Below are 23362 nucleotides of genomic sequence, written 5' to 3'. Positions count from 1 at the left end.
CGCAAGCATTTTGCTTTATCTACCCGCTGGAATATGGTTTTTAACGCGGCCAAAGACAACGGGAGAGGTGCGACCGATTCACACCTTTCCGTCAGGGACGCAAAGATCAAACGATCAGGACAGAACATGAAGAATGCTTTGATGCTTTCAGGGTTTATGACAGCCCTCTCCAGCCTACCCGCCATGGCTCAGGAGCTTGAGATTATTGGCAAGCCGGTAGACGGCGGCATGGGCTTTCAGCCCGCGGCCACCAGCCTTGCCACAGGAATCCAGAAGCTGGACAGCATGATTCTTGTGATCATCACCGCGGTCTGTCTGCTGGTTGCAGCTTTGCTGGTCTATTGCATCGTGCGCTACAATCAGCGCGCAAATCCGACCCCGGCACGTTTCTCGCACTATACCCCTGTTGAAATCGCCTGGACCCTGGGTCCGATCTTGATTCTGGTGTTTATTGGCGCGTTCTCGCTGCCGGTTCTTTTCAAACAGCAGGAAATCCCGGAAGGTGACATCACCATCAAAGTCGTCGGCAACCAGTGGTACTGGACCTACGAATATGTTGATCACGATTTCGCATTCGACAGCTATCTGCTGGGCCATCCGGCGACCCTGGACGAGGGCGCACGCCCCGCAGATGCGGATGTAACGCCGTTTGTTCTGGATGACGCAATGCGCGCCAAGCTGATCGATGCAGGCTACAGCGATGATGAATGGCTGTTGGCCACCGACACCGCTGTTGTCGTTCCGGTCGGCAAGGTCATCGTGATGCAGGTGACTGCATCCGACGTGATTCACTCGTGGACCATCCCGGCCTTTGGCGTAAAGCAGGACGGTGTGCCCGGACGTCTGGCCGAACTGTGGTTCCAGGCCGACAAGGAAGGCATCTATTTTGGTCAGTGTTCGGAACTGTGTGGCAAGGACCACGCCTATATGCCGATTACCGTCAAGGTCGTAAGCCAGGAAGTCTATGACGAATGGTTGCAGGGCGCGATCGAAGAATATGCGGGTCTGCCGCAAAGCTATCAGGTCGCCTCGAATTGAGTACGATAGGGGCGGGTCGAACCCCGCCTGACACAAGATGCAGGCTGCGCGGGCGATCCGCGCAGTTTTCGCCCCAGAAGGACCGGAAATGACCGACGCAAGCATCAATGCCAGCACTGCGACCGCCCGGGCGGACGAGGCCGGCTTTGGCGATTACTTCGCCCTGCTGAAGCCACGTGTGATGTCGCTGGTCGTGTTCACGGCATTGGTCGGCCTGTTGGCGGCCCCTGTTCCTGTCCATCCCTTCGTCGGATTCTGCGCCATCCTGTTCATCGCCATCGGCGGCGGAGCATCAGGTGCGCTGAACATGTGGTGGGATGCGGATATCGACCGTGTCATGAAACGCACCAAATCCCGCCCAATCCCTTCGGGCAAGGTCGAGGAAGGCGAGGCGCTGGCCGTTGGTCTGGCTCTGTCGGGTCTGTCGGTGATCATGCTGGGCCTTGCGACCAACTGGTTCGCAGGCGCGTTTCTGGCCTTCACCATCTTCTTCTACGTTGTCGTCTACACGATGTGGCTGAAGCGTTCGACGCCGCAGAACATCGTGATCGGTGGCGCAGCGGGCGCGTTCCCTCCGGTGATCGGCTGGGTGGCCGCCACGGGATCGATGTCGGTCGAGCCCTGGCTGATGTTTGCCCTGACCTTCATGTGGACGCCGCCGCATTTCTGGGCGCTGGCCCTGTTCATGCGCTCGGACTATGACGACGCGGGTGTGCCGATGCTGACCGTCACCCACGGTCGCCGCGCGACACGTGTCCATATCCTGGTCTATACAGCTCTGCTGGCTCTGCTGGCCGTTGGAACTGCGTTTTCGGGTATTGGCGGCCCGATCTATCTGACTGTTGCACTGGTTCTGAACATCCTGTTCCTGCGGGGCGCGTGGAAAATCTCGCGCCGGACCGAGGATGATTCCGAGGCAGATAATTTCAAGGTCGAACGCGGTTTCTTCAAGCTGTCGCTGCTGTATCTGTTCCTGCATTTCGGTGCCGTTCTGGCCGAAGCCCTGCTGAAACCCTATGGTCTGGGGGGATGGTCATGAGCCTTCGCAAAGACCACGAGCTGCATCAGCGCCGGTTCAGCCGCAATCTGGGAGTCGGCCTGACCCTGGCCGCCTTTATCGTGATCATCTTTGGCCTGACCATCGTCAAGGTCTCGGGCACTGATTTCAACAGGGCGACGCAAGAGGTTCAGAACTGATGGCGTTGTCCGGTCCTCAGAAAACGGTTTTCCAGACTGTTGGCGTGGTTGTCCTGATGGGCAGTCTGGCCTGGGCGTCGGTGCCGTTCTACAACTGGTTCTGCCGGGTGACCGGATTTGGTGGCACCACCGGTGTTGCCGAAACTGCCCCCGATACCATTCTGGATCGCACCGTTACCATCCGTTTTGACGCGTCCAAGGCCAAGGACATGGAATGGGAATTCAAGCCGGTCGTGCGCGAGATGGATGTGCGCATCGGCGAAACAGGTCTCGCGTTTTACGAGGCCTTTAACCCGACCGACCGCCCCATTGCCGGGCAGGCGTCTTACAACGTGGCGCCCTATTCTGCGGGTGGGTATTTCCAGAAGATTGCCTGTTTCTGCTTTGAAGAGCAGGTGCTGCAACCCGGCGAACGCGTTGAGATGCCGGTGACTTTCTTCGTCGACCCGGAAATGGTCGAGGATCTTGAAGCCAAGTATGTTCATACGATCACGCTGTCGTATACATTCTACGAAATTAACCTGCCCGAGGGCTATGTCGCCCTCGATGCGCAGGCAGATACAAACACGAACTAACGCCTGTAGGTGAGGGACGCTGATGGCACACGCTAAAAACCACGATTACCACATTCTGGCCCCGTCGATCTGGCCTCTGATCGGCGCCGTCGGCGGCTTTGTCATGCTGTTCGGAGCCGTTCTCTGGATGCAAGGCATCACGCCCTTCATGTTCTGGGCCGGTCTGGCAGCTGTGCTTTACACGATGTTCGCCTGGTGGTCGGATGTGGTTGCGGAAAGCCGTCAGGGTGATCACACGCCTGTTGTCCGCATCGGTCTGCGTTACGGCTTCATCCTGTTTGTCATGTCCGAGGTGATGTTCTTCTTCGCCTGGTTCTGGTCGTTCTTCAAACATCGCATGTACCCGATGTACGACTATGCCGGCACCGAATACATTCAGCCGGATATTCATGCGGTTGACCCGTTCCACCTGCCGCTGATCAACACTCTGGTCCTGTTACTGTCAGGCTGTGCGATCACCTGGGCGCACCATGCGCTGGTGCATGACAACGACCGCAAGGCGCTGATCAATGGTCTGGCCATTGGCATCGTGCTGGGCATCGCCTTTACCTTCCTTCAGGGCTATGAATACGCCGAACTGCTCAAGCATGAAGGCTGGGAATTCGGCGGCGACCAGTTCTATTCCAACTTCTTCATGGCAACGGGTTTCCACGGCGCACATGTGATCATCGGGACAATCTTCCTGACCGTCTGCCTGATCCGCGCGCTTAAGGGTGACTTCACCCCCGAAAAACACGTCGGTTTTGAGGCCGCCGCTTGGTACTGGCACTTCGTCGACGTGGTCTGGCTGTTCTTGTTCTTTGCCGTCTACATCTGGGGCCAGGCTCCGCTGATGTAACGCCGGTCAGGCTGATCAGTTGCAAAAGCCGCCCCAAGGGGCGGCTTTTTCTCTATGCGGGGCGTAAGATTGCGCCCCATACAATTGCGTGGTTGCAATTCAGCACGCGCGCCCCTTAACAAGACGCCGGTTCCTGAAAAGAAGTTTGGTCCTGACATGCGCCGTATCCTGTTCCTGCTAATCTTCGGCCTCGCCGGTTTGGGCGTGCTGCTGTCGCTGGGCATCTGGCAGGTGCAGCGTCTGGCGTGGAAGCAGGACGTGCTGACCGAGATCGAAGAGCGGATCTCGGCTGCGCCGGTTTCCCTGCCGCGGCAGGTTTCGGTGGATCAGGACAAATACCTGCCGGTAACAGTGTCGGGCGAAATGGAGCCTGCGGAAGTCCACGTTCTTGTTTCGCTCAAACAGGTCGGTGCGGGGTATCGCATCATTCAGGCTTTCAACACCGAAGATCGCACTATTCTAGTTGATCGGGGTTTTGTCCCGACAACTGCGAAGCAGACCGAACGTCTGACCGGTCCGATGGAGATCACCGGCAATCTGCATTGGCCAGATGAAGTTGACAGTTACACGCCCGCACCTGATCTCGACGCCAACATCTGGTTCGCCCGCGATGTGCCCGCGCTTGCGGCTGCACTGGGCGCGGAACCGGTTCTGCTGATCGCCCGTTCGCAAACCGATCCGAATGTGACACCGCTGCCGGTGGACACGGCGGGCATACCAAACGATCACCTGCAATATGCAATAACCTGGTTTGGCCTGGCTCTGGTCTGGGCCGCGATGACCGGATACTTCCTGTGGCGCAACCGTGCCAATTCTGAAAGTGACGCGACATGAAATATATCTCGACCCGCGGGCAGGCGCCCGAACTGACGTTTGAAGAGGCGATGTTGACCGGACTTGCCCGCGATGGTGGCCTGTATCTGCCCGCCGAAATCCCGGTGATGTCGCAGGACGAGATCGCGGCGCTGGCCGGATTGCCCTACGAAGAAATCGCATTCCGTGTGATGTGGCCCTATGTCAGCGGCTCATTCGCCGAGGATGAGTTCAAGGCGATCATCGCCCGCGCTCACGAAGGTTTCGGCCACGATGCCCGCGCGCCATTGAAGCAGCTGAACGAGAACCACTTCCTGCTGGAACTGTTCCACGGCCCCACACTGGCCTTCAAGGACTTTGCCATGCAGCTGATCGGCCAGTTGTTCCAGGTGGCGCTGAAACGCCGTGGTGACCGTGTGACCATCGTCGGCGCGACCAGCGGGGATACCGGTTCAGCCGCGATCGAGGCGTTCCGCGGGCTGGACGCGGTGGATGTGTTCATCCTGTTCCCGCATGGCCGCGTGTCCGAAGTGCAGCGCCGCCAGATGACCACGCCTGCGGACAGCAATGTGCATGCTCTGGCCGTTGATGGTGATTTTGACGATTGTCAGGCTGCGCTGAAAGACATGTTCAACGATTTCGACTTCCGCGACGGCGTGAAACTGGCGGGTGTGAACTCGATCAACTTTGCCCGCGTCTTGGCGCAGATCGTTTATTACTTCTCGGCTGCCGTCAGCCTTGGTGCGCCGCACCGCAAGGTCAGCTTCACGGTGCCAACCGGCAACTTTGGCGACATCTTCGCGGGCTATCTGGCCAAGCGAATGGGGCTGCCGATTGATCGCCTAGTGGTGGCGACCAACCAGAACGACATTCTGCATCGCTGCCTCTCGGGTGAGGGGTATTTCAAGGGCGAAACCATCCCCTCGATCAGCCCGTCGATGGACATTCAGGTCAGCTCGAATTTCGAACGCGCGCTCTATTATGCCTATGGCGAAGACGGCGGGGCCATCGCACAATTGATGGATGAGCTGAAACAGGGTGGCTTCAATATCAGCCAGGGCGCGATGAAAGCGCTGCGTGAGAATTTCGATTCGGGCCGTGTGTCCGAAGAGGAAACGCTGGCCACGATCAAATCCACGCTGGCGCACAGCGCCGAACTGGTCTGCCCGCACACCGCCGTGGGCATCAAGGTCGCAGAAGAACACCGCGCGGCAGACGTTCCGATGATCACGCTGGCCACTGCGCACCCGGCGAAATTCCCGGCCGCGGTCGAGAAGGCGAGTGGTGAACATCCGCCTCTTCCCTCCCGCATGTCTGATCTGTATGAACGTCCGGAACGGGTGACCCGCATCGCCAATGATCTGGGTGCCCTCGAGGATCATATTAAAAGGCACATCGCTGAGTGACTGTCAGACAAGACCAACTGAAGAACGGGTTTCGTATCGTCAGTGAACATATGCCGGGGCTGCAATCTGCGGCCATCGGCATCTGGGTAACCGCCGGTGGGCGGCATGAGCGGATCGAACAGAACGGTATTGCGCATTTCCTTGAACATATGGCGTTCAAGGGAACCGAGCGCCGTTCGGCCTTGCAAATTGCCGAGGCGATCGAGGATGTGGGCGGCTATATCAACGCCTATACCTCGCGCGAGGTAACGGCCTATTACGCACGCGTCTTGAAGGACGACGTGGCACTGGCGATGGATGTGATCGGTGACATCGTTTTGAACCCGGTGTTTGATCCACGTGAGATCGAGGTCGAGCGGGGCGTGATCCTTCAGGAAATCGGTCAGGCCCATGACACACCCGATGATGTGATCTTTGACTGGCTGCAAGAGCAGAGCTATCACGACCAGCCCCTGGGCCGGACGATCCTGGGCCCGTCCGAGCGGGTCAGTGCCTTTTCGCGCGAAGATTTGTCGGGCTTTGTGACCGAACATTATGGCCCCGAACAGATGATCCTGTCCGCAGCTGGTGCTGTGGATCACGACATGCTGATGAAACTGGCCGAAGAGATGTTTGGCCATCTGCAATCCCGTAAAGGTCTGATCCCCGAGATCGCACGCTTTACCGGTGGCGAAGCCCGTCAGGTAAAAGAGCTGGAACAGGCACATTTCGCCCTGGCGCTGGAAAGTCCCGGCTATCGCGACGATGCGATCTATACGGCGCAGATCTATTCGACCGCATTGGGCGGTGGCATGTCCTCGCGCCTGTTTCAGGAAGTGCGTGAAGCACGTGGGCTTTGCTACACGATCTTTGCGCAGACCGGTGCCTATGCCGATACCGGAACAACCACGATCTATGCCGGAACCTCGGCCAATCAGGTGGCCGAACTGGCGACGATCACCATCGATGAGATGAAGCGCGCCGCCGAGGACATGAGCCCCGAAGAGGTCGCCCGTGCCCGGGCCCAGATGAAGGCCGGGATGCTGATGGGGCTGGAAAGCCCGTCGAATCGGGCCGAGCGTCTGGCGCGGCTGGTGCAGATCTGGGGACGGGTGCCCTCGCTGGAAGACACGGTTGCCAAGATCGATGCGGTCAGCACCGAGGACGTGCGCGCCTTTGCCGAAACCATGGCCGTTCAGGCCCCGGCGGCGCTGGCGCTTTACGGACCGGTCGCAGACGCACCGACATTGGCGGACTTGCAGGAGAGGCGTGCAGCGTGATGCTGTTGGGCAGACGCAAGCTGAAACTCGAGACCGCGCGGCTTAGCTTGCGTCCGCCTGTACATTCCGATTTCAACGATTGGGCGGCGTTGCGGCGCGCCTCAAAAGGTTACCTGACCCCGTGGGAGCCGATCTGGGCCAAGGATCACCTGAGCCGCAAATCCTTTACCAATCGGGTCTACTGGGCTCAGCGCTCAGTCGCGAGTGGCACAGCAATTCCGCTTTTCCTTTTTCGCCGTGAAGACAATGTGTTGGTCGGGGCGATCACGCTGGACAATATCCGGCGCGGCCCTGCGCAGGCCGGAACCCTGGGTTACTGGACCGGTGAATCCTTTGCCCGTCAGGGATACATGCGCGAAGCGATTGGCGCGATGGTACATCACGCCTTTACCCGTCTGGATCTGAGCCGGATCGAAGCCGCGTGTCTGCCGGAAAACCGGGCGTCGCGCGGTTTGCTGGAAAGCTCGGGCTTCAAATATGAAGGCGTGGCGCAGTCTTATCTACAGATCAACGGGCGATGGCGGACGCATGTTCTCTATGCCAGCCTGCGGTCCGACCGGCGTGGCAAGACGGACGCGGGCTAGGGGGGCTCTGCCCCCGGTCGCGGCAAGCCGCGCCTCCCCCGGGATATTTTTGGCCAGATGAACAAGGGGCATGACTTGGTGACGATCTGCGCTACACTTCGGGTATGCGCTGGTTGGTTGCAGCATTGATGGTGATTTCGGGCGGGGCCGTGGCGCAGGAGCGGCGGCCGAGCCATTGTATCGCCATCGCCGAGGCGGCGCCGGGGATCGAATATCTGCACAAAGCTGCATGGCAGGACCCGGTGCCGGAGTTTTCGGTGCGCATCAGCTATATCGCGCATGCCGCTTTTATGATCCAGACCCGTGGCGGGTTGAATGTGGTGACAGACTTTACCGGGTTCATCGGCAGTGCCGATCTGATTCCCGATGTGGTGACAATGAACCATGCCCATGACACCCATTGGACGGCGCATCCCGACCCGGCGATCCCGCATGTCCTGCCGGGATGGGGAGAGTTCGGGCAGGGGATCGAACATCACCTGGATCTGGGCGAGATGCTGATACGCAATGTCCCAACCGATATCCGCTCGGCCTATGGCGGAGTTGAGGAACGCGGCAATTCTATCTTCGTGTTCGAGGTCGAAGGGCTGTGTATCGGCCATCTGGGACATTTGCATCATGTACCGTCAGACGAACAGTTTGCTGCGCTGGGTCGGTTGGATGTGGTCATGGCCGCCGTCGATGGCGGAACAACCATGCCCTTGCCCGACATGATCTCGGTTCTCAAGCGGCTGAAAAGCTCGGTGATCATTCCGATGCACTGGTTCTCGGAGTTTTCGCTGGATCGCTTCCTCGTGGATATCCGGGATGAGTTCCCGGTCGAACGTGACGGCGTGTCCGAGATCACCGTCTCTCTGCGTGACTTGCCGGACCGTCCAACCGTTGTCGTGCTGGAGCCGCGCTATCTGATTGATCTGGAATAAGGCTTGCCGTGGTGGGATCGGTTGGGCATTGAAAGCGTATGAGTCTGAACCCCGCTGATGACCGCATTGCCACGCTGATCCGCTCGAAACTGGGCGATCACGTGCTGCGCCCGGTGACCGACCGGTATCTGGAAGAGCCGCGTGGGCGACTTGTCGGACAGGCTGGCCTGCTGGCCTTGCCCCGCACAACCGAGGAGGTCTCGGTACTGGTGCAGGTGGCGTCCGAAATGCGTGTTCCGGTGGTGCCTTATGGCGGCGGAACCGGTCTGGTCGGGGGGCAGGTAATGCCGCATGGGCCAGCGCCCCTTGTGATTTCGCTGGAACGGATGACCGCCATCCGGTCCGTCTATCCCACCGAATACGTACTGATTGCCGAGGCCGGCGCCATTTTGCAGGATGTCCAAGCCGCGGCCGAGGCGCAAGACCGCCTGTTTCCCTTGACGCTGGCGGCGCAGGGATCCTGTCGGATCGGGGGCAACCTGTCCACCAATGCCGGGGGCGTCAACGTCTTGCGCTATGGCAATGCGCGCGACCTGTGCCTTGGGCTCGAGGCCGTTCTGCCCAATGGTCAAATCTGGCAGGGTCTCAGCCGGTTGCGAAAGGACAACACAGGCTATGACCTGCGCAATCTGCTGATCGGGGCCGAGGGCACGCTGGGGATCATCACCGCAGCCGCGCTCAAGCTGTTTCCCCGGCCTGCCGCGATCGGGACGGCGATGTTTCAGGTGGCGTCACCCGAGGCTGCCATTTCCCTGCTGGCCCAGGCGCGTGATCGCGTGGGCGAGGCTGTCAGCACTTTCGAACTGATCCACCGGCAGGGGCTGAAGTTCTTGTCCGAGGTTCTGCCGGATGTCCGGCAACCGTTTGAAACACCGCCAGAGTGGAGCGTTCTGATCGAATTGGGGCTGGCCACGGGGCAGTCTCCGTCCGACGCGCTGGAGGATATCTTTGTCCACGCGCAAGCGCTTGGGCTGGTGCAGGATGGCGTGATTGCACAAAGCGAGGCGCAGCGTGATGAGTTGTGGGCCGTGCGCGAGCGAATCCCCGAGGCCAACCGCCTGATCGGCTCGGTGTCGAGCCATGATATCTCGATCCCGATCTCAGAAATTCCGGAATTTGTGCGCCAAGGGGAAAAGTTGGTTTCCGGTCTCGGGCAGTTCCGGATCAATTGCTTTGGCCATCTCGGGGATGGCAATCTGCACTACAACGTCTTTCCCCCCAAGGGGCAGCGCCGCGCGGAATTTGAGGGTCAGAGCGCTGTGGTCAAGCGGGCCGTGCATGATTTGGTCCATGCCTTTGATGGTTCGGTCAGCGCGGAACACGGCGTGGGCCGCATGAAAACGGACGATCTGGACCGCTATGGCGATCCGGTAAAGCTGGATGCAATGCGGACCATCAAGGCGGCGCTGGACCCCTTGGGCATCATGAATCCCGGCGCGGTGCTGAAGGCGTGAACCCGGCTCTGACTCTTGTTAAGAAATCCGAAGGTTGCCGCGTTAAAGCCCTTCGAATTCGCACAGGACATGCACGTCCATGCCCATATCTTCCAATACTTTGCGCCCGCCGAGGTCAGGCAGGTCGATAATGAACGCGCATGAGACGATCTCACCGCCCAAACGCTCGATCAGTTTGATGCCCGCCGCCGCAGTGCCGCCTGTGGCCAGAAGGTCGTCAACGACAAGGATTTTTTCGCCTGGCTGGATGGCGTCATCGTGGATCTCGACGATCGCTTCACCATATTCCAGCTTGTAGTCCTGGCTGATCGTTGTGCCGGGCAGCTTGCCTTTCTTGCGGATCGGCACGAAGCCCAGGCTCAGCTGATGCGCAATCGCCCCCCCAAGGATAAAGCCCCGCGCCTCGAGGCCGACAACCTTGTCGATGCGTTCCCCGGCATAGGGGTGCAGCATCTGGTCAATGGCCATCCGAAATCCGCGCGGATCGGCAAACAGCGTCGTCACATCGCGAAACAGAATTCCTTCATGCGGAAAGTCGACAATCGTCCGGATGTAGTCTTTGACAGTCTTGTTCCTTGACATGAACCAACCCTTTTCCGCTTCAAATACCAAAACGTGTTTGGCCCAAGAGGGTTAGCCATGCAAGGAACAATTCATTCGCACGATCACCAGCGGCACGAAACCACAGCCTTGGGCAATCCGTAATACCGGTGAAGCGTGGCAGGTGGCCAAGACAGGTGCGGCTTGTGCATTTGCGTTGATCTCGCAAAAGAAAGGCCCCAGACGGTTTGAAGGTTCATTGCCATTTCCGTTCCGGTGCTGTTAAGTGCTCGATAACGACAATCACTATGCTATGTATACACAATGCATCTCCTGAATTAACAAGCATTTGCTAGGAGCAACGCGCGTGCCAAAGAAAGACGGCAAGGGATCGACGAAGAAAAACAGCCAGCTGGTTCTGCGTCTGGACAAGGATGAGCGCGACGCGTTTGTCGAGTTGTGCAGGGAGCTGGATACATCAGCTGCCCGCGAAATCCGCCGGTTTATCCGCGGGTTCATGAAGGAAAACGCCGAAAACTGAAGAAGGGGTCAGGCCGGGCGGCGCAGAACTGACGTGGCGAAACCCATCCCGATCAGAGTCAGCCCGCCAAACCGCGTCATCCCGGTGATCACGCTGGCGCGGCCAATCAGCCGCCGCAACCGGTCGGCCAGCAACGCATAAGCCAACGCGTTCAGCCAGGCTAGCCCGACAAAAGTGGCAATCAGGATGGCAAATTGCGGCCCCAGTGGTTCAGCCGGGCGCAGGAACTGCGGCACAAAGGCGATGAAAAAGGCGATGGATTTCGGGTTCAGTGCCGTGACTGCGGCCGCGTGTCCAAACACGCTGCCGGGGGTGACATCCCGCCCGGTCGCGACCGTTCCCAGACCGTTCGCCGGGGCGCTGCGCAGCAGTTTAACCCCAAGCCAGACCAGATAGGCCGCACCGACCCATTTGAGGACGGAAAACAAGGTGGCCGAGGCCAGAACAAGCGCGCCTAGCCCCAACAAAGATGCGGTCATCGCCACAAGATCCCCCACAGCGACCCCCGTGGCCGAGGCCACGGCAACGCTGCGCCCCTTGGACAGCGCATAGCTCAGCACCAACAGCACGGTCGGGCCCGGGATCAGCAGCAAGGCGGTGGATGCGGCAACAAAGGCCAGCCAGAGTTCCAGAGACATAAGGGTCAGCTCGCAATACGTTCCTTTGGTATCGCTATAGCCAAACTACCGGTGCTTGACAATTTTCATGGCGACCAGCTTTCGGGCCCGCCAAAGCAGTCCGATCAGGCCCAGACTTGCACGAAAACTGATACCAGTGCGATCCTTCACAACCGTCGCATTCTTGCGGCGAGTATCCGGCAGAAAGAACCCGCATCCCCTGTGCCCGGACAGTTACGGGCGCAGGGTCGATGTCATGCTTGGACGCTTGCATAACGTGATCCGGGAACCCGAACTGCTGGCGGCGATGATGCCTGATGCGTCGCGCGGAACCTAGAGAATCCGCCCCGCCACCGCGTCCAGTTTGGCCAGCAGCACCGGATCGCGCTTTTCGGGCGCGGTGAGGATGGCATATTCTAGCGCCCGGTCACAGCCATGCGGACAGGGCGCGCGGTCGGTCCCCAACAGGATGGGAAGGCCTTTGACCAGTGCACGGCCCTTGTCGGCATTGCCGGTCAGGGTCGCAATGATGGTGGTCACATCCACCTCGCCATGATCCGGGTGCCAGCTGTCAAAATCGGTGACCATCGCGATTGAGGCATAACAAAGCTCGGCTTCGCGGGCGAGCTTGGCTTCGGGCATGTTGGTCATCCCGATCACGTCGCAGCCCCATTGCTCGCGATACATCTTCGATTCCGCCAGAGACGAAAACTGCGGCCCTTCCATCGCCAGATAGGTGCCGCCGCGATGGATCGTGATACCGGCAGCCTTGCCTGCGGTCTCACAGGCGTCCGACAGGCGCGGGCAGGTCGGGTGCGCAACGCTGACATGGGCGACGCAGCCTGTTCCGAAAAAGCTCTTGTCGCGCGCAAATGTCCGGTCGATGAACTGATCGACGATGACAAAATCGCCCGGTGCCATGCGTTCGCGAAACGACCCGCAGGCCGAGACCGAGATCACATCCGTCACACCAAGCCGTTTCAGCGCGTCGATATTGGCGCGATAGGGCACATCGGTGGGCGAATGCACATGCCCGCGCCCATGGCGCGGCAGAAATGCCATTGCGACACCGTCCAGCGACCCGGTCAGAATCTGATCCGAGGGCGCCCCCCAAGGGGTATCGACACTGACCCATTCCGCATTTTCCAGCCCATCGATGTCATAGATGCCTGATCCGCCGATAACGGCAATCCTGGTTTGGGTCACTGTCCTGCTCCGCCTGAAATACTGATATTGAATTTGTGCGGGTTCGGCCCGAAATTGACAAGAGGTCTATTCCTGTTTCGCCAGCAGGTTACGCTGTTGAGATTGCGTATTGAAATCCGCCCACGCGGCTCCAAACTCATCCAGCGGCCACGTCAGGTCCTGCGATTGACCATGCCTGTCACGAAACTCAAAACGATACGCATCCCCGTTCAGCATGGCATCCAGCAGGCTGTCGGCGCGATGATCCTCGAATGTGCAGCTTAACCCTGTCAGGCACCCGGGGCGCCGCGTGCGCCAGATCACATCCTGATCTTTCTCTATGCGGAATCCAGAAGGGCTGAAGAAGGTGCCGGGCTCAATCCCGAACTCGATTTTGAAACCATCTGGTTCAGGTGTGATGAACATGAATTGCGCCGCAAATTTCGGACGCAAGGAAAACACCTCGGCGCGCCTTATGTAGCAGCGCTTCACCAAAGTACCGGCTTCCTCACGCTCGTCACAAATCGAATTCCAGATGCCGAAAATTTCATGGTGCGTGACACGCCAGTTTCCAGCCGTGTCATTCCCTTGCAAGTCCTGTGCAAAGGCGGGCAGGGCCGATAGAAATATAAGGGCAATCCAACGCATGAACTCACATTTGGGTGCTTGATCCGGGTGCCGCAAATCACGTTGCCGAGAGGCGAGTTATGCGCTGTGCGCATGGCTGCATCCCACCTCCTGCGGTGGCTTAACAGCGGCGCGCCCGCTACAACGACCCCTTCGCGCGAACATAAAATCCTTTAGGACTGTCCAATGCCCCGAGCCTTGCTGGCAAGTTTTGCCAACCGTATCGCCATACCCGATCTGCGCTGGGTGCCGGATGAGGGGCTGACCTTCTCTCGCCTGCGGATCGAACTGCTGTCCGGCCTGACCGTGGCCCTCGCACTGGTGCCCGAGGCCGTGGCCTTTGCCTTTGTGGCAGGCGTGCACCCGCTGGTGGGCCTATATGCCGCTTTCCTTGTGGGGCTCATCACCGCGCTGATCGGCGGACGACCCGGCATGATCTCGGGCGCGACGGGCGCGCTGGCGGTCGTCATGGTGGCTTTGGTGGCCGAACATGGGGTCGAATACCTGTTCGCGACGGTGGTTCTGATGGGGATCCTCCAGGTTATCGCCGGGGCGATGCATTGGGGCCGCTTCATCCGACTGGTGCCGCACCCGGTGATGCTGGGTTTTGTGAATGGCCTGGCCATCGTGATCTTTCTGGCCCAGATGGGCCAGTTCAAGGTGCCGGGTACCATGGAAAACACCGGTCACGGCATGGGTGGTGGAGAATGGCTCTCCGGTGCGCAGCTATACACCATGCTGGGCCTTGTGGCACTGACCATGGCGGTGATCTGGGTGGTGCCGCGCATCACGCGCATCATTCCTGCGCCTCTGGCCGGTATTCTGGTTGTCGCTGCGCTGGTGATCGGTCTGGGTCTGGATGTTCCGCGCGTCGGTGATCTGGCCTCGATCGAAGGTGGTCTGCCTGCCTTCCACATCCCGATGGTTCCGCTGAACTGGGGCACGCTTGAGGTCATCCTGCCCTACGCTGTCATTCTGGCCGCGATTGGCCTGATTGAATCCCTTCTGACCCTGAACCTTGTGGGCGAAATCACCGGCAAGCGCGGCGGGGCGTCTCAGGAATGTATCGCCCAGGGAGCGTCGAATATCGTTACCGGCTTTTTCGGAGGCATGGGTGGCTGCGCGATGATCGGTCAGTCGATGATCAACGTGAAATCCGGTGGCCGGACCCGTATCGCCGGGATCGCTGCGGCGCTGTTTTTGCTGACCTTCATCCTGTTTGCCTCACCGCTGATCGAGCAGATCCCGCTGGCCGCGCTGGTTGGGGTGATGTTCATGGTGGTCATCGGCACCTTTGCGTGGAACTCGTTCAAGATCCTGCGCAAGGTTCCACTGACCGACGCCTTTGTCATCGTTCTGGTCACCGTCGTGACAGTGATGGAAGACCTCGCGGTTGCTGTTGTGGTCGGTGTCATCGTGTCGGCTCTGGCCTACGCTTGGAACAACGCCAAGCGCATCCACGCCGTCACCCGTGAGTCCGCGACCGAAAAAGGGGCGAAGGTCTATGAAATCCAGGGGCCGCTGTTCTTTGGGTCATCGGATGGCTTTATCGAACTCTTCGATGTGCCGAATGACCCGGAAACCGTCATCGTCGATTTCGCTGAAAGCCGTGTGGTGGACCAGTCGGCGTTGCAAGCCATCGAAAATATCGCGGCCAAATACGAGGCAGCAGGTAAACGCGTCATGTTGCGCCACCTGAGCCGGGATTGTCACAAGCTGTTGAACAAGGCAGGCCACCTGATGGTCGACAGTGACGATGACCCGGATTACGAACTTGCCGTCGATTACTCGGTCCGTACCGGCATTCTGGGCGGCCACTGATCCATTTGCGAGGCTCTGCCTCGCGCTCCGGGATATTTGAAGCCAGATGAATGAAGGATCCCTGCTTCATCTGGCCAAAAAATATCCCGGGGGAGCCGCCCGGAACGGGCGGTGGGGGCAGAGCCCCCGACACCCTCAATCATCCGGGCGACTGAGCGAGAACAGCTCGGACACGACCGAATAGTCCCGGTACCCAAGCCGCGCCAGAGGTTTGAACGAGGTTACGTCGAACTTGCCCTCTCGGATGTGGTCGTCGAGCAGATGCACGCCTGTTACTTCGCCGAACACGACGCGGTTGGCCGCGCCCGGCAGAGTGACGATCTGGGTCAACTTGCATTCCAGTGCTGCCGGGGCGCCTTGTACGCGGGCGCAGGGTATGGTTTCACATTCGACCGGGGTTAATCCGGCATGGGCAAACTCGTCCACCTCCTTGGGAAGGCTGGCCGAGCTGGCGTTCATCGCATCCTGATGCGCAAGGGCCACGACATTCACGCAGAATACACCTGTCGCCTCGATATTGGCGATACTGTCCTTGCCGCCGATCTGATCGTGTTTCGTGCCGGTTGTGGCAAACATTACTTGCGGCGGTGTGTAAGCAACCCCGTTGAAAAAGGAATAGGGTGCCAGATTGTTGATCCCATCCGCATCACGGGTCGATATCCAGCCGATCGGGCGTGGCGTGATAATGGCGTTGAACGGGTTGTGCGGCAGGCCGTGGCCGTCTTCGGGGCGGTAGAACATCATATCTCCAAGCGTTTGCCCAAGGCGTAGCGAAGTGCTAGGGCGATTTCCAGCAAGGAAACGAGGGCGGGTGTGCAGCAATTCGGGATCAGGCCAGAAGAGCCGGACGATTGGTGGGAGGTCGAAGCCCTCTATGACCTGTGCTTTGCGCCGGGCCGTGAGGCGTTGTCGTCCTACCGGTTGCGCGATGATGTGCCGCCGGTTTCTGACCTGTCACTGGTCGCGCGCGACGGTCAGGGCATTCTGGCCGGGGCGATCCGCTTCTGGCCGGTCCATGTCGGTGAACACGACGCATTGCTGCTAGGCCCGGTTGCCGTACACCCAACCCACCAGGGCGAGGGTCTGGGCGGTTATCTGATCCATGCCGGTGTCGAAGCCGGGCGTAAGCGCGGGTGGCAGCGGGTCATGCTGGTCGGTGACGAACCCTATTACAGGCGATTTGGTTTTGCGCGGCTGCAAGGTGTCGAGATGCCGCCGCCCACCAACCCGGACCGGGTTTTGGGGCTGGAACTGATGCCTGGTGTCTGGTCCGGAGTTCAGGGGGCTGTCACCCGCTGGACCCGCTGACCTATTGAATCGGCGTGGCTTAACGCCGATGTTGATAGGCAGGAGGACGCACATGCAGAACGTGGTTCTTGTCGAAAACGTGGATGCCGACGCTGAACTGGATCGTTTGGCGGGTTATTACCGATCTGCCGGAGGGGCTGGTGTCAAACTGCTGAACAAGCTGGGCGGATCAGCCGAGTCCCTGCTCGAGCAATTGCCCGATCCGGTTCGGAACGGCCTGACAGGGGCTACCGAGCAGGCGCTGTGGCTTGCGATGCACGCGGCTCAGGGGTCCCGGCGTGCGATCCCTGATCAGCAGCCCTGGGTCAATACCGCGCTTGCCACGGCCATGGGCGCGGCCGGCGGGCTGGGCGGTGTATCAACAGCCCTGATGGAGCTGCCTGCAACAACCGCCATGCTGTTGCGCGCCATTCAGGGGGCCGCCGCGCGCGAAGGTTTCGACCCGTCCGCCGAGAACGTAAAGTTCGACTGTGTGCGGGTTTTGTCCGCATCGGGCCCGCTGTCGCATGATGACGGTGCGGATCTTGGCTTTTTCTCGGTGCGCCTGACACTGACGGGTCCGGCCATGCAGCGTCTGATTGCTGCAGTGGCACCACGCTTTTCAATCGTGCTGGGGCAAAAACTGGCGGCACAGTCCGTCCCGGTGCTCGGCGCGTTGGCCGGTGGTGGAACGAACTATGTCTATTCGCGCTATTACCAGCAAATCGCGCGCGTGCATTTCGGCCTGCGAAGATTGGCGGTTGATGCCGATATCCCGCATGACGAGCTGGTGAAACAGCTGTCAGCCCGTATGTGATCAACAAATGCGCCATCACGCCGGACTTGGCGGACACCACTTCATATGGTAGTTTTTCAAGGGATGGGCGCTAAATAGGCGTGTCCTGCGGGCCTATAACGCCAACGGGTCCTTTGCCCGAGCAAAAGGTGCGTCGCGCAATGAATGCAAGACCGGTACTGCGTGAATTGGCTGAGACTGCGGAACACCCTGTTTTGCGGCAATCCTCTGCTCTGTGTTACCGGATACGGCGTGGCCATCCAGAGGTGTTGCTGATCACGACACGCCGGGCCCAGCGGTGGATTGTCCCCAAAGGGTGGCTCATCCCCGGCCTGACCCCATCGGAAACCGCAGTGCAGGAAGCCTGGGAAGAAGCGGGCGTGACGGGGCGATGCAGCAAAGCGGGGCTGGGGCAGTTTCTGCACCTCAAGCACCGCCCAAATCAGCCCCCGACCTTGATTCTGGTCGATGTTTATGCGCTGCATGTACAGGTAATGTCGCAGGACTTCCCCGAAAAGCACGAGCGCAGGCGCAAGTGGTTTGCACCTGAAAACGCGGCCCAAAAGGTCAGATCACCCGAGCTTGCCGAATTGTTACGCGACTTTAAGACCCATACACATTAAGATAGTACCAGAGAGGCTTGATATTGTCAGTCTGGTCGGTATCTATTCGCCAATCGTAATTTTGGACTGAACATGATTCAATACGCGTTGAAATGCAGTGAAGGCCACACATTCGACAGCTGGTTTCAATCCGCAGAAGCCTTTGACAAGCTGGCCTCTGCCAAGATGGTGACCTGCGCGATCTGCGGATGTACGCAGGTTGCGAAGGCGATCATGACACCGCGTGTCCGACCGGCCCGGAATGCGCAGGGAAAGCCCGAAAACGCGCCTGCATCCAATGAACAGATCAACGTCGCCACCCCTTCGCCCGAGATCGAGAAAGTTCTGACCGAAATACGCCGCCATGTCGAAAAGAACTCGGACTACGTTGGCAAGGATTTTGCAAGCGAAGCGCGCAAGATGCATCTGGGAGAGGCGCCAGAGCGTTCGATCTATGGTGAAGCCAGACCGGATGAGGCAAAATCGCTGATCGAAGATGGCGTGCCGGTGGCACCACTGCCGTTTCTGCCCAGCAGAAAGACCAACTGACCCATGCATGTCGTGATCACCGGTGCCAATCGCGGTATCGGCCGCGCCCTTGCCACGCGCTACGACACCCGCGGTGACGCGGTTACCGGAACCGCACGCGATGGCAGTGCACAGGTCCGTCTGGACGTGTCGGACCCGGCCCAACAGGCAGCAATGGCCGAACAACTGAAAGACCAGCCCGTTGATCTTCTGATCTGCAATGCCGGGGTCTATCTGGACAAGGGGCACACGATCGACGACTACCCCGCCGAAATGTGGGCGCAAAGCTTTGCCACCAACGTGACCGGCGTTTTCCTGACCGTTCAGGCCTTGTTGCCCAATCTGCGCGCCGCAGGCGGCAAGGTCGCGATCATCTCGTCGCAGATGGCGTCCCATACGCGGGCACCGGGGGGCAGCTATATCTACCGCGCCTCCAAGGCGGCGGCGTTGAACCTGGGGCGGAATCTGGCGACGGATCTGAAAGCCGACGGGATCGCCGTGGGCATCTATCATCCGGGCTGGGTGCAAACCGACATGGGCGGCGCGGCCGCTGATATTGATGTCGATCAGGCCGTCTCGGGCCTGATGGAACGCTTTGAGGCCCTGTCAATCAGCTCTACCGGCTGTTTTGAAACCTATGACGGGCAGGCGCACGCTTACTGACCGGTCAGCGCCGCTTTGGGAATTTCATAGACCTCACCGGGTTCAATATAGACCACAAGCACGTCACCCAGCGTTTCATAAGTCATCTTCGAGGTCGAGCTGCTGGACTCCGGCGCACCATCCTTGAAATAGATGTTGCGCACCTTGCCACCCCCCAAAGCCACGGCCAGCGTCGTTGTGCCGTCATCATGGCGGCGCAGCTCTGCATTGCAGCTTTGCATCGGGTCACCGGCATTTGCGGCGCAGGGCACCTTGCCCAGTGCATTCTTTCCGTCCGTGCCGGCCACACTGGCAACCTGCGCCAATGCAGGCGATGACAACAAAGTAACGGCAAGGGCTAGGCGAAACATGGGGAACCTCTTGATTTGGTTGTTACTCGCAGGCTGACACCGCACCTGCGCAATGTAAAGCGGCCCTGTGCCACAGGCGGGTCCTGTTTGCGCTCTTGCTCTTGGGGTGCCCCTCGCTTATGAGGCTCGGGACCTCTAATCCAAGGCGCGGAGACATTTGCCCCCATGCCCGTACTCGTTATGAAATTCGGCGGCACTTCGGTCGCCAACCTGGACCGCATCCGCCGTGCTGCCAAGCGCATCGGTGTCGAAGTTGCCAAGGGCTATGACGTGATCGTCATCGTCTCGGCCATGTCGGGCAAAACCAACGAGCTGGTGGGCTGGGTGAACGAGACCTCGCCGCTGTTTGATGCACGCGAATACGATGCCGTTGTATCTTCGGGCGAAAACGTCACCGCTGGGCTGATGGCGCTGACATTGCAGGAAATGGATGTTCCTGCGCGCAGCTGGCAGGGCTGGCAAGTGCCGCTGCTGACAACCAGCGCGCACAGCCAGGCGCGGATCGAAGACATCCCGACCACGAACATCAACCAGAAATTCGGCGAAGGCATGAAAGTGGCCGTTGTGGCCGGGTTTCAGGGGCTCAGCCCCGAAGGCCGCATCACCACGCTGGGCCGGGGTGGCTCTGACACCACTGCCGTGGCTTTTGCCGCCGCGTTTGGTGCGGAACGCTGCGACATCTATACCGACGTGGACGGCGTCTATACCACCGATCCGCGCATCTGCGAAAAGGCGCGCAAGCTGGACAGGATCTCGTTCGAGGAAATGCTCGAACTGGCGTCGCTGGGCGCCAAGGTGCTGCAGACCCGCTCGGTCGAGCTGGCAATGCGCTACAAGGTAAAACTGCGCGTTCTTTCAAGTTTCGAAGAACAATCCGACGAGGCCGGTACGCTGGTCGTTGACGAGGAGGATATCATGGAATCCAATGTTGTGGCCGGTGTGGCCTATTCCCGTGACGAGGCCAAGATGACCGTCGTTTCGGTGGCGGACCGTCCCGGTATCGCCTCGACCATCTTCACCGCGCTCAGCGATGAGGGCGTCAATGTCGACATGATCGTGCAGAACATCTCGGACGAGGGGCGCACGGACATGACCTTCTCGTGCCCCACCGATCAGGTGGTCCGTGCCGAAAAAGCGCTGCTGGCGATCAAGGACAAGGGCGAGCTCAATTATGCCGAACTGGTCGCCGATACCGGTGTCTGCAAGGTCTCGGTGGTGGGAATCGGTATGCGCTCGCAATCGGGTGTCGCGGCCAAAATGTTCAAGATACTCTCGGATGAGGGGATCAACATCAAGGTCATCACAACCTCCGAGATCAAAATTTCCGTTCTTATCGACAGGAAATACATGGAACTTGCCGTTCAGGCACTGCATGATGCCTTTGAACTGGACAAGGCGGCCTGAGCTGATCGGCCAAGGGTTTCGCCTGACACACTGAATTGGTTGGGCCATGGCGGACGGCACGGAAACAGAATCCCGCAAGCTGCTGGGGCGGTTGCGCGAGGCGATGGCCAGCGAAGCCGCTGGACAGGAGCGCCTTGATCAGATCACTCATCTGATCGCTGACAGCATGCGCAGCGAAGTGTGCTCAATCTATCTGTTCCGCGATGATGAGACCCTGGAACTCTGTGCGACCCAGGGGCTTGCGCCTGAATCGGTACACCAGACCCGGATGCGCATGGGCGAGGGGCTGGTGGGCAGGGTCGCCAAGACCGGCAAGGTGGTCAACACCCCGGATGCGCCGTCTGAAAAAGGGTTCCGGTATATGCCGGAAACCGGGGAAGAGCGGTTTTCGTCCTTTCTCGGCGTGCCGGTGCAGCGCCTTGGGGAAAAGCTCGGTGTTCTGGTTGTCCAGTCCCGCAAAGCGCGTGAATTTTCCGCCGACGAGATCTATGCGCTGGAAGTGGTGGCCATGGTGCTGGCCGAAATGGCCGAACTGGGCGCCTTTGTTGGCGAAGGCGCGGCCCTGTCGCCACGGCACCAGCAATCGGTTCTGCTGCGCGGCGGCCCGGCGCAGGAAGGTTCCGCCGAAGGCCATGTCTGGCTGCATGAACCCCGCGTGGTTGTCACCAATCCGATCGCCGAGGACCCGCACCGGGAACGCGAACGTCTGAATGAGGCGGTGGAAGAGCTGCGCGTCGGTGTCGACAAGATGCTCGAAATTTCCCGGGATGGTGATACCGAACAGCTCAAGGTGCTGGAAGCCTACCGGATGTTTGCCAATTCCAAAGGCTGGATGCGCCGGATGGAAGAGGACATTGCTCTGGGGCTCAGTGCTGAGGCCGCGGTCGAGAAAGAACAATCTCAGGCGCGCGCCCGGATGGGGCAGGTGTCCGATCCCTATCTGCGCGAACGGCTGGCGGATCTTGACGATCTCAGCAACCGTTTGTTGCGCATTCTGACCGGGCAGGGAAAAACCGACAGCGCCGATCTGCCGCCCGATCCGATTCTGGTCGCACGCAATATCGGCCCCGGCGACTTGCTGGAATACGGGCGGGCGCTGAAGGGGATCATCCTCGAAGAAGGTTCAGTCGGCAGTCACGCCACCATTGTGGCCCGTGCGCTGGCGATCCCTCTGGTGGTCCATGTGGGCCGGATCACGACCGAAGCGTTGAATGGCGACCACGTGCTGGTGGATGGCGATCAGGGCGTTGTTCACCTGCGCCCCGAAGATAGCGTGGTCGGCGCCTTCCGCGACAAGATCGCGATGCAGGCCAAAGCGCAGGAACGCTATGCCTCGATCCGCGAAACGCCCTGTATCACACGCGACGGGACGCGCATCAATCTGGTGATGAACGCAGGCCTTATGGCCGACCTGCCGTCGCTGGGAACATCAGGTGCCGAAGGTGTTGGCCTGTTCCGAACCGAGCTGCAATTCCTGATCCGCAATCAGATGCCCAAACGGTCCGAGCTGGTCACCCAGTATCAGCGGGTACTGGATGCGGCAGGCGACAAAAGGGTGGTGTTCCGCACACTGGATATCGGGTCGGACAAGGTGCTGCCCTATATGAAACACGTGGCCGAACCCAACCCGGCCCTGGGTTGGCGCGCCATTCGTGTCGGTCTGGACAAACGCGGCGTGATGCGGATGCAGTTGCAGGCCCTTCTGCGCGCTGCCAATGGTCGCCCGCTGACCATCATGTTCCCCTTTGTCGCGCAGGCCGAGGAGTATCGCGAAGCCCGCTGGGAGGTAAACAAAACCATCGAACGCGAAAAGCGACTGGGCCACGTTCTGCCCGAAACGCTTGAAGTCGGCGCGATGCTGGAAACCCCGTCGCTGGCCTTTGCCCCGCAAAAGTTCTTTGACGAGGTCGATTTCATCTCGATCGGCGGGAACGACCTCAAGCAGTTCTTTTTTGCGGCTGACCGCGAAAATGAACTGGTCCGCCGCCGCTATGACACGTTGAATGTCAGTTTCCTGAGCCTGATGGAACGCATTGTCGAACGCTGCGGGCTTTCGGACACCCCGCTCAGCTTCTGTGGCGAGGATGCGGGCCGCCCGGTCGAGGCGCTGTGCCTTGCGGCCATGGGTATTCGCACCCTGTCGATGCGCCCGGCGTCGATTGGTCCGGTCAAAAGCCTGTTGCTGCGGTGTGACCTGATGGAGGTACGCAAAATCATCGCGGACGCACGCCATCGTGGCGAACAATCCGTGCGCCCGGCCGTGATGGAATGGCTGCGCAGTCAGGTATAGCCCGCAAAACCTCGCTTTTTGGGA

Annotated in this window: 28 protein-coding genes; 22 read left to right on the top strand and 6 right to left on the bottom strand. The window is 59.7% G+C overall.

What is annotated here, in order from left to right:
- Positions 1-126: 126 nt before the first annotated feature.
- From coxB to ACR0AD_RS16580, 12 genes are all read left to right on the top strand, one after another.
- Entirely contained in the window at positions 127-1038 is a 912-nt protein-coding gene (coxB, locus tag ACR0AD_RS16635; protein WP_480473697.1) for a cytochrome c oxidase subunit II, read from the top strand.
- Between the two features lie 88 nt (positions 1039-1126).
- Positions 1127-2077: a heme o synthase gene (gene cyoE / locus ACR0AD_RS16630; RefSeq protein ID WP_209505591.1), complete on the top strand. Its 951-nt coding sequence runs from the start codon at positions 1127-1129 to the stop codon at positions 2075-2077.
- Complete coding sequence (locus ACR0AD_RS16625) at positions 2074-2235, top strand: hypothetical protein (RefSeq protein WP_267363054.1); 162 nt, start codon at positions 2074-2076, stop codon at positions 2233-2235. Before cyoE ends, ACR0AD_RS16625 begins: the two co-directional genes overlap by 4 nt.
- Positions 2235-2810, top strand: a complete 576-nt coding sequence (locus ACR0AD_RS16620; protein ID WP_480488490.1) for a cytochrome c oxidase assembly protein — start codon at positions 2235-2237, stop codon at positions 2808-2810. The genes ACR0AD_RS16625 and ACR0AD_RS16620 overlap by 1 nt, the downstream gene beginning before the upstream one ends.
- 22 nt (positions 2811-2832) lie before the next feature.
- Entirely contained in the window at positions 2833-3648 is an 816-nt protein-coding gene (locus ACR0AD_RS16615) for a cytochrome c oxidase subunit 3 (RefSeq protein ID WP_209505605.1), read from the top strand.
- 88 nt (positions 3649-3736) lie between these two features.
- A complete protein-coding gene (locus tag ACR0AD_RS16610) occupies positions 3737-3829 on the top strand; it encodes a twin-arginine translocation signal domain-containing protein (protein WP_480484380.1) in 93 nt (30 codons plus the stop codon).
- Positions 3805-4482, top strand: coding sequence for an SURF1 family protein (locus ACR0AD_RS16605; RefSeq protein ID WP_480488488.1), 678 nt, complete (start codon positions 3805-3807; stop codon positions 4480-4482). The genes ACR0AD_RS16610 and ACR0AD_RS16605 overlap by 25 nt, the downstream gene beginning before the upstream one ends.
- Entirely contained in the window at positions 4479-5867 is a 1389-nt protein-coding gene (gene thrC / locus ACR0AD_RS16600) for a threonine synthase (RefSeq protein WP_480488486.1), read from the top strand. Before ACR0AD_RS16605 ends, thrC begins: the two co-directional genes overlap by 4 nt.
- Positions 5864-7126, top strand: a complete 1263-nt coding sequence (locus tag ACR0AD_RS16595) for a M16 family metallopeptidase (protein ID WP_209598175.1) — start codon at positions 5864-5866, stop codon at positions 7124-7126. The genes thrC and ACR0AD_RS16595 overlap by 4 nt, the downstream gene beginning before the upstream one ends.
- Positions 7126-7710: a GNAT family N-acetyltransferase gene (locus ACR0AD_RS16590; RefSeq protein ID WP_209505614.1), complete on the top strand. Its 585-nt coding sequence runs from the start codon at positions 7126-7128 to the stop codon at positions 7708-7710. The genes ACR0AD_RS16595 and ACR0AD_RS16590 overlap by 1 nt, the downstream gene beginning before the upstream one ends.
- A gap of 104 nt (positions 7711-7814) precedes the next feature.
- Positions 7815-8633, top strand: a complete 819-nt coding sequence (locus tag ACR0AD_RS16585; RefSeq protein ID WP_209505616.1) for an MBL fold metallo-hydrolase — start codon at positions 7815-7817, stop codon at positions 8631-8633.
- A 38-nt stretch (positions 8634-8671) separates the two neighbouring features.
- On the top strand, positions 8672-10087 hold the full coding sequence (locus ACR0AD_RS16580) for an FAD-binding oxidoreductase (protein ID WP_480488484.1): 1416 nt from the start codon (positions 8672-8674) through the stop codon (positions 10085-10087).
- 42 nt (positions 10088-10129) lie between these two features.
- On the opposite strand, the gene ACR0AD_RS16575 is transcribed toward ACR0AD_RS16580, so the two are convergent.
- Positions 10130-10669: an adenine phosphoribosyltransferase gene (locus ACR0AD_RS16575; protein WP_209505620.1), complete on the bottom strand. Its 540-nt coding sequence runs from the start codon at positions 10667-10669 to the stop codon at positions 10130-10132.
- A 325-nt stretch (positions 10670-10994) separates the two neighbouring features.
- Between ACR0AD_RS16575 and ACR0AD_RS16570 the strand changes: the two genes are divergently transcribed.
- Positions 10995-11168 (top strand): hypothetical protein, encoded by a 174-nt coding sequence (locus tag ACR0AD_RS16570; protein ID WP_209505622.1) that lies wholly within the window; start codon positions 10995-10997, stop codon positions 11166-11168.
- A gap of 8 nt (positions 11169-11176) precedes the next feature.
- Here ACR0AD_RS16570 and ACR0AD_RS16565 read toward each other — a convergent pair whose 3' ends face one another.
- Entirely contained in the window at positions 11177-11806 is a 630-nt protein-coding gene (locus ACR0AD_RS16565; RefSeq protein ID WP_480488482.1) for a LysE family translocator, read from the bottom strand.
- A gap of 67 nt (positions 11807-11873) precedes the next feature.
- Between ACR0AD_RS16565 and ACR0AD_RS16560 the strand changes: the two genes are divergently transcribed.
- Positions 11874-12122, top strand: a complete 249-nt coding sequence (locus tag ACR0AD_RS16560) for a hypothetical protein (RefSeq protein ID WP_480488481.1) — start codon at positions 11874-11876, stop codon at positions 12120-12122.
- On the opposite strand, the gene ACR0AD_RS16555 is transcribed toward ACR0AD_RS16560, so the two are convergent.
- Together ACR0AD_RS16555 and ACR0AD_RS16550 are read right to left on the bottom strand one after the other, a co-directional pair.
- Positions 12119-12991 carry an S-methyl-5'-thioadenosine phosphorylase gene (locus ACR0AD_RS16555; protein WP_480488479.1) on the bottom strand — a complete coding sequence of 291 codons (873 nt, stop codon included), beginning with the start codon at positions 12989-12991 and terminating at the stop codon, positions 12119-12121. The genes ACR0AD_RS16560 and ACR0AD_RS16555 overlap by 4 nt on opposite strands.
- Before the next feature lie 66 nt (positions 12992-13057).
- Positions 13058-13618: an invasion associated locus B family protein gene (locus ACR0AD_RS16550; protein WP_480484388.1), complete on the bottom strand. Its 561-nt coding sequence runs from the start codon at positions 13616-13618 to the stop codon at positions 13058-13060.
- 165 nt (positions 13619-13783) lie between these two features.
- On the opposite strand from ACR0AD_RS16550, the gene ACR0AD_RS16545 reads away from it, so the two are divergent.
- On the top strand, positions 13784-15418 hold the full coding sequence (locus tag ACR0AD_RS16545) for a SulP family inorganic anion transporter (RefSeq protein WP_480488476.1): 1635 nt from the start codon (positions 13784-13786) through the stop codon (positions 15416-15418).
- Between the two features lie 135 nt (positions 15419-15553).
- On the opposite strand, the gene ACR0AD_RS16540 is transcribed toward ACR0AD_RS16545, so the two are convergent.
- On the bottom strand, positions 15554-16159 hold the full coding sequence (locus ACR0AD_RS16540) for a flavin reductase family protein (RefSeq protein WP_480484413.1): 606 nt from the start codon (positions 16157-16159) through the stop codon (positions 15554-15556).
- Between the two features lie 72 nt (positions 16160-16231).
- Between ACR0AD_RS16540 and ACR0AD_RS16535 the strand changes: the two genes are divergently transcribed.
- The 5 genes from ACR0AD_RS16535 to ACR0AD_RS16515 all read left to right on the top strand — a co-directional run bounded on the left by ACR0AD_RS16535 (position 16232) and on the right by ACR0AD_RS16515 (position 19294).
- The gene (locus ACR0AD_RS16535) at positions 16232-16726 is read left to right on the top strand and encodes a GNAT family N-acetyltransferase (RefSeq protein ID WP_267363076.1); all 495 of its coding nucleotides are present in this window, start codon (positions 16232-16234) and stop codon (positions 16724-16726) included.
- Positions 16727-16778: 52 nt separating this feature from the next.
- Entirely contained in the window at positions 16779-17522 is a 744-nt protein-coding gene (locus ACR0AD_RS16530) for an EcsC family protein (RefSeq protein ID WP_480484390.1), read from the top strand.
- Between the two features lie 140 nt (positions 17523-17662).
- A complete protein-coding gene (locus ACR0AD_RS16525) occupies positions 17663-18124 on the top strand; it encodes an NUDIX hydrolase (RefSeq protein WP_480488474.1) in 462 nt (153 codons plus the stop codon).
- A gap of 72 nt (positions 18125-18196) precedes the next feature.
- On the top strand, positions 18197-18652 hold the full coding sequence (locus ACR0AD_RS16520) for a DUF1178 family protein (RefSeq protein ID WP_480488472.1): 456 nt from the start codon (positions 18197-18199) through the stop codon (positions 18650-18652).
- Positions 18653-18655: 3 nt separating this feature from the next.
- The gene (locus tag ACR0AD_RS16515) at positions 18656-19294 is read left to right on the top strand and encodes an SDR family oxidoreductase (RefSeq protein ID WP_480488470.1); all 639 of its coding nucleotides are present in this window, start codon (positions 18656-18658) and stop codon (positions 19292-19294) included.
- Here ACR0AD_RS16515 and ACR0AD_RS16510 read toward each other — a convergent pair.
- Positions 19288-19644 (bottom strand): hypothetical protein, encoded by a 357-nt coding sequence (locus tag ACR0AD_RS16510; RefSeq protein WP_480488468.1) that lies wholly within the window; start codon positions 19642-19644, stop codon positions 19288-19290. The two genes, ACR0AD_RS16515 and ACR0AD_RS16510, sit on opposite strands and share 7 nt — an antisense overlap.
- A 165-nt stretch (positions 19645-19809) precedes the next feature.
- Between ACR0AD_RS16510 and ACR0AD_RS16505 the strand changes: the two genes are divergently transcribed.
- Together ACR0AD_RS16505 and ptsP are read left to right on the top strand one after the other, a co-directional pair.
- Positions 19810-21048: an aspartate kinase gene (locus ACR0AD_RS16505; RefSeq protein WP_480488466.1), complete on the top strand. Its 1239-nt coding sequence runs from the start codon at positions 19810-19812 to the stop codon at positions 21046-21048.
- Positions 21049-21094: 46 nt separating this feature from the next.
- Positions 21095-23338 (top strand): phosphoenolpyruvate--protein phosphotransferase, encoded by a 2244-nt coding sequence (gene ptsP, locus ACR0AD_RS16500; protein WP_209505648.1) that lies wholly within the window; start codon positions 21095-21097, stop codon positions 23336-23338.
- Positions 23339-23362 lie beyond the last annotated feature (24 nt).

Source organism: Ruegeria sp. BH8 (assembly GCF_056538065.1).
This window is presented reverse-complemented; position numbering and strand designations above follow the sequence as displayed.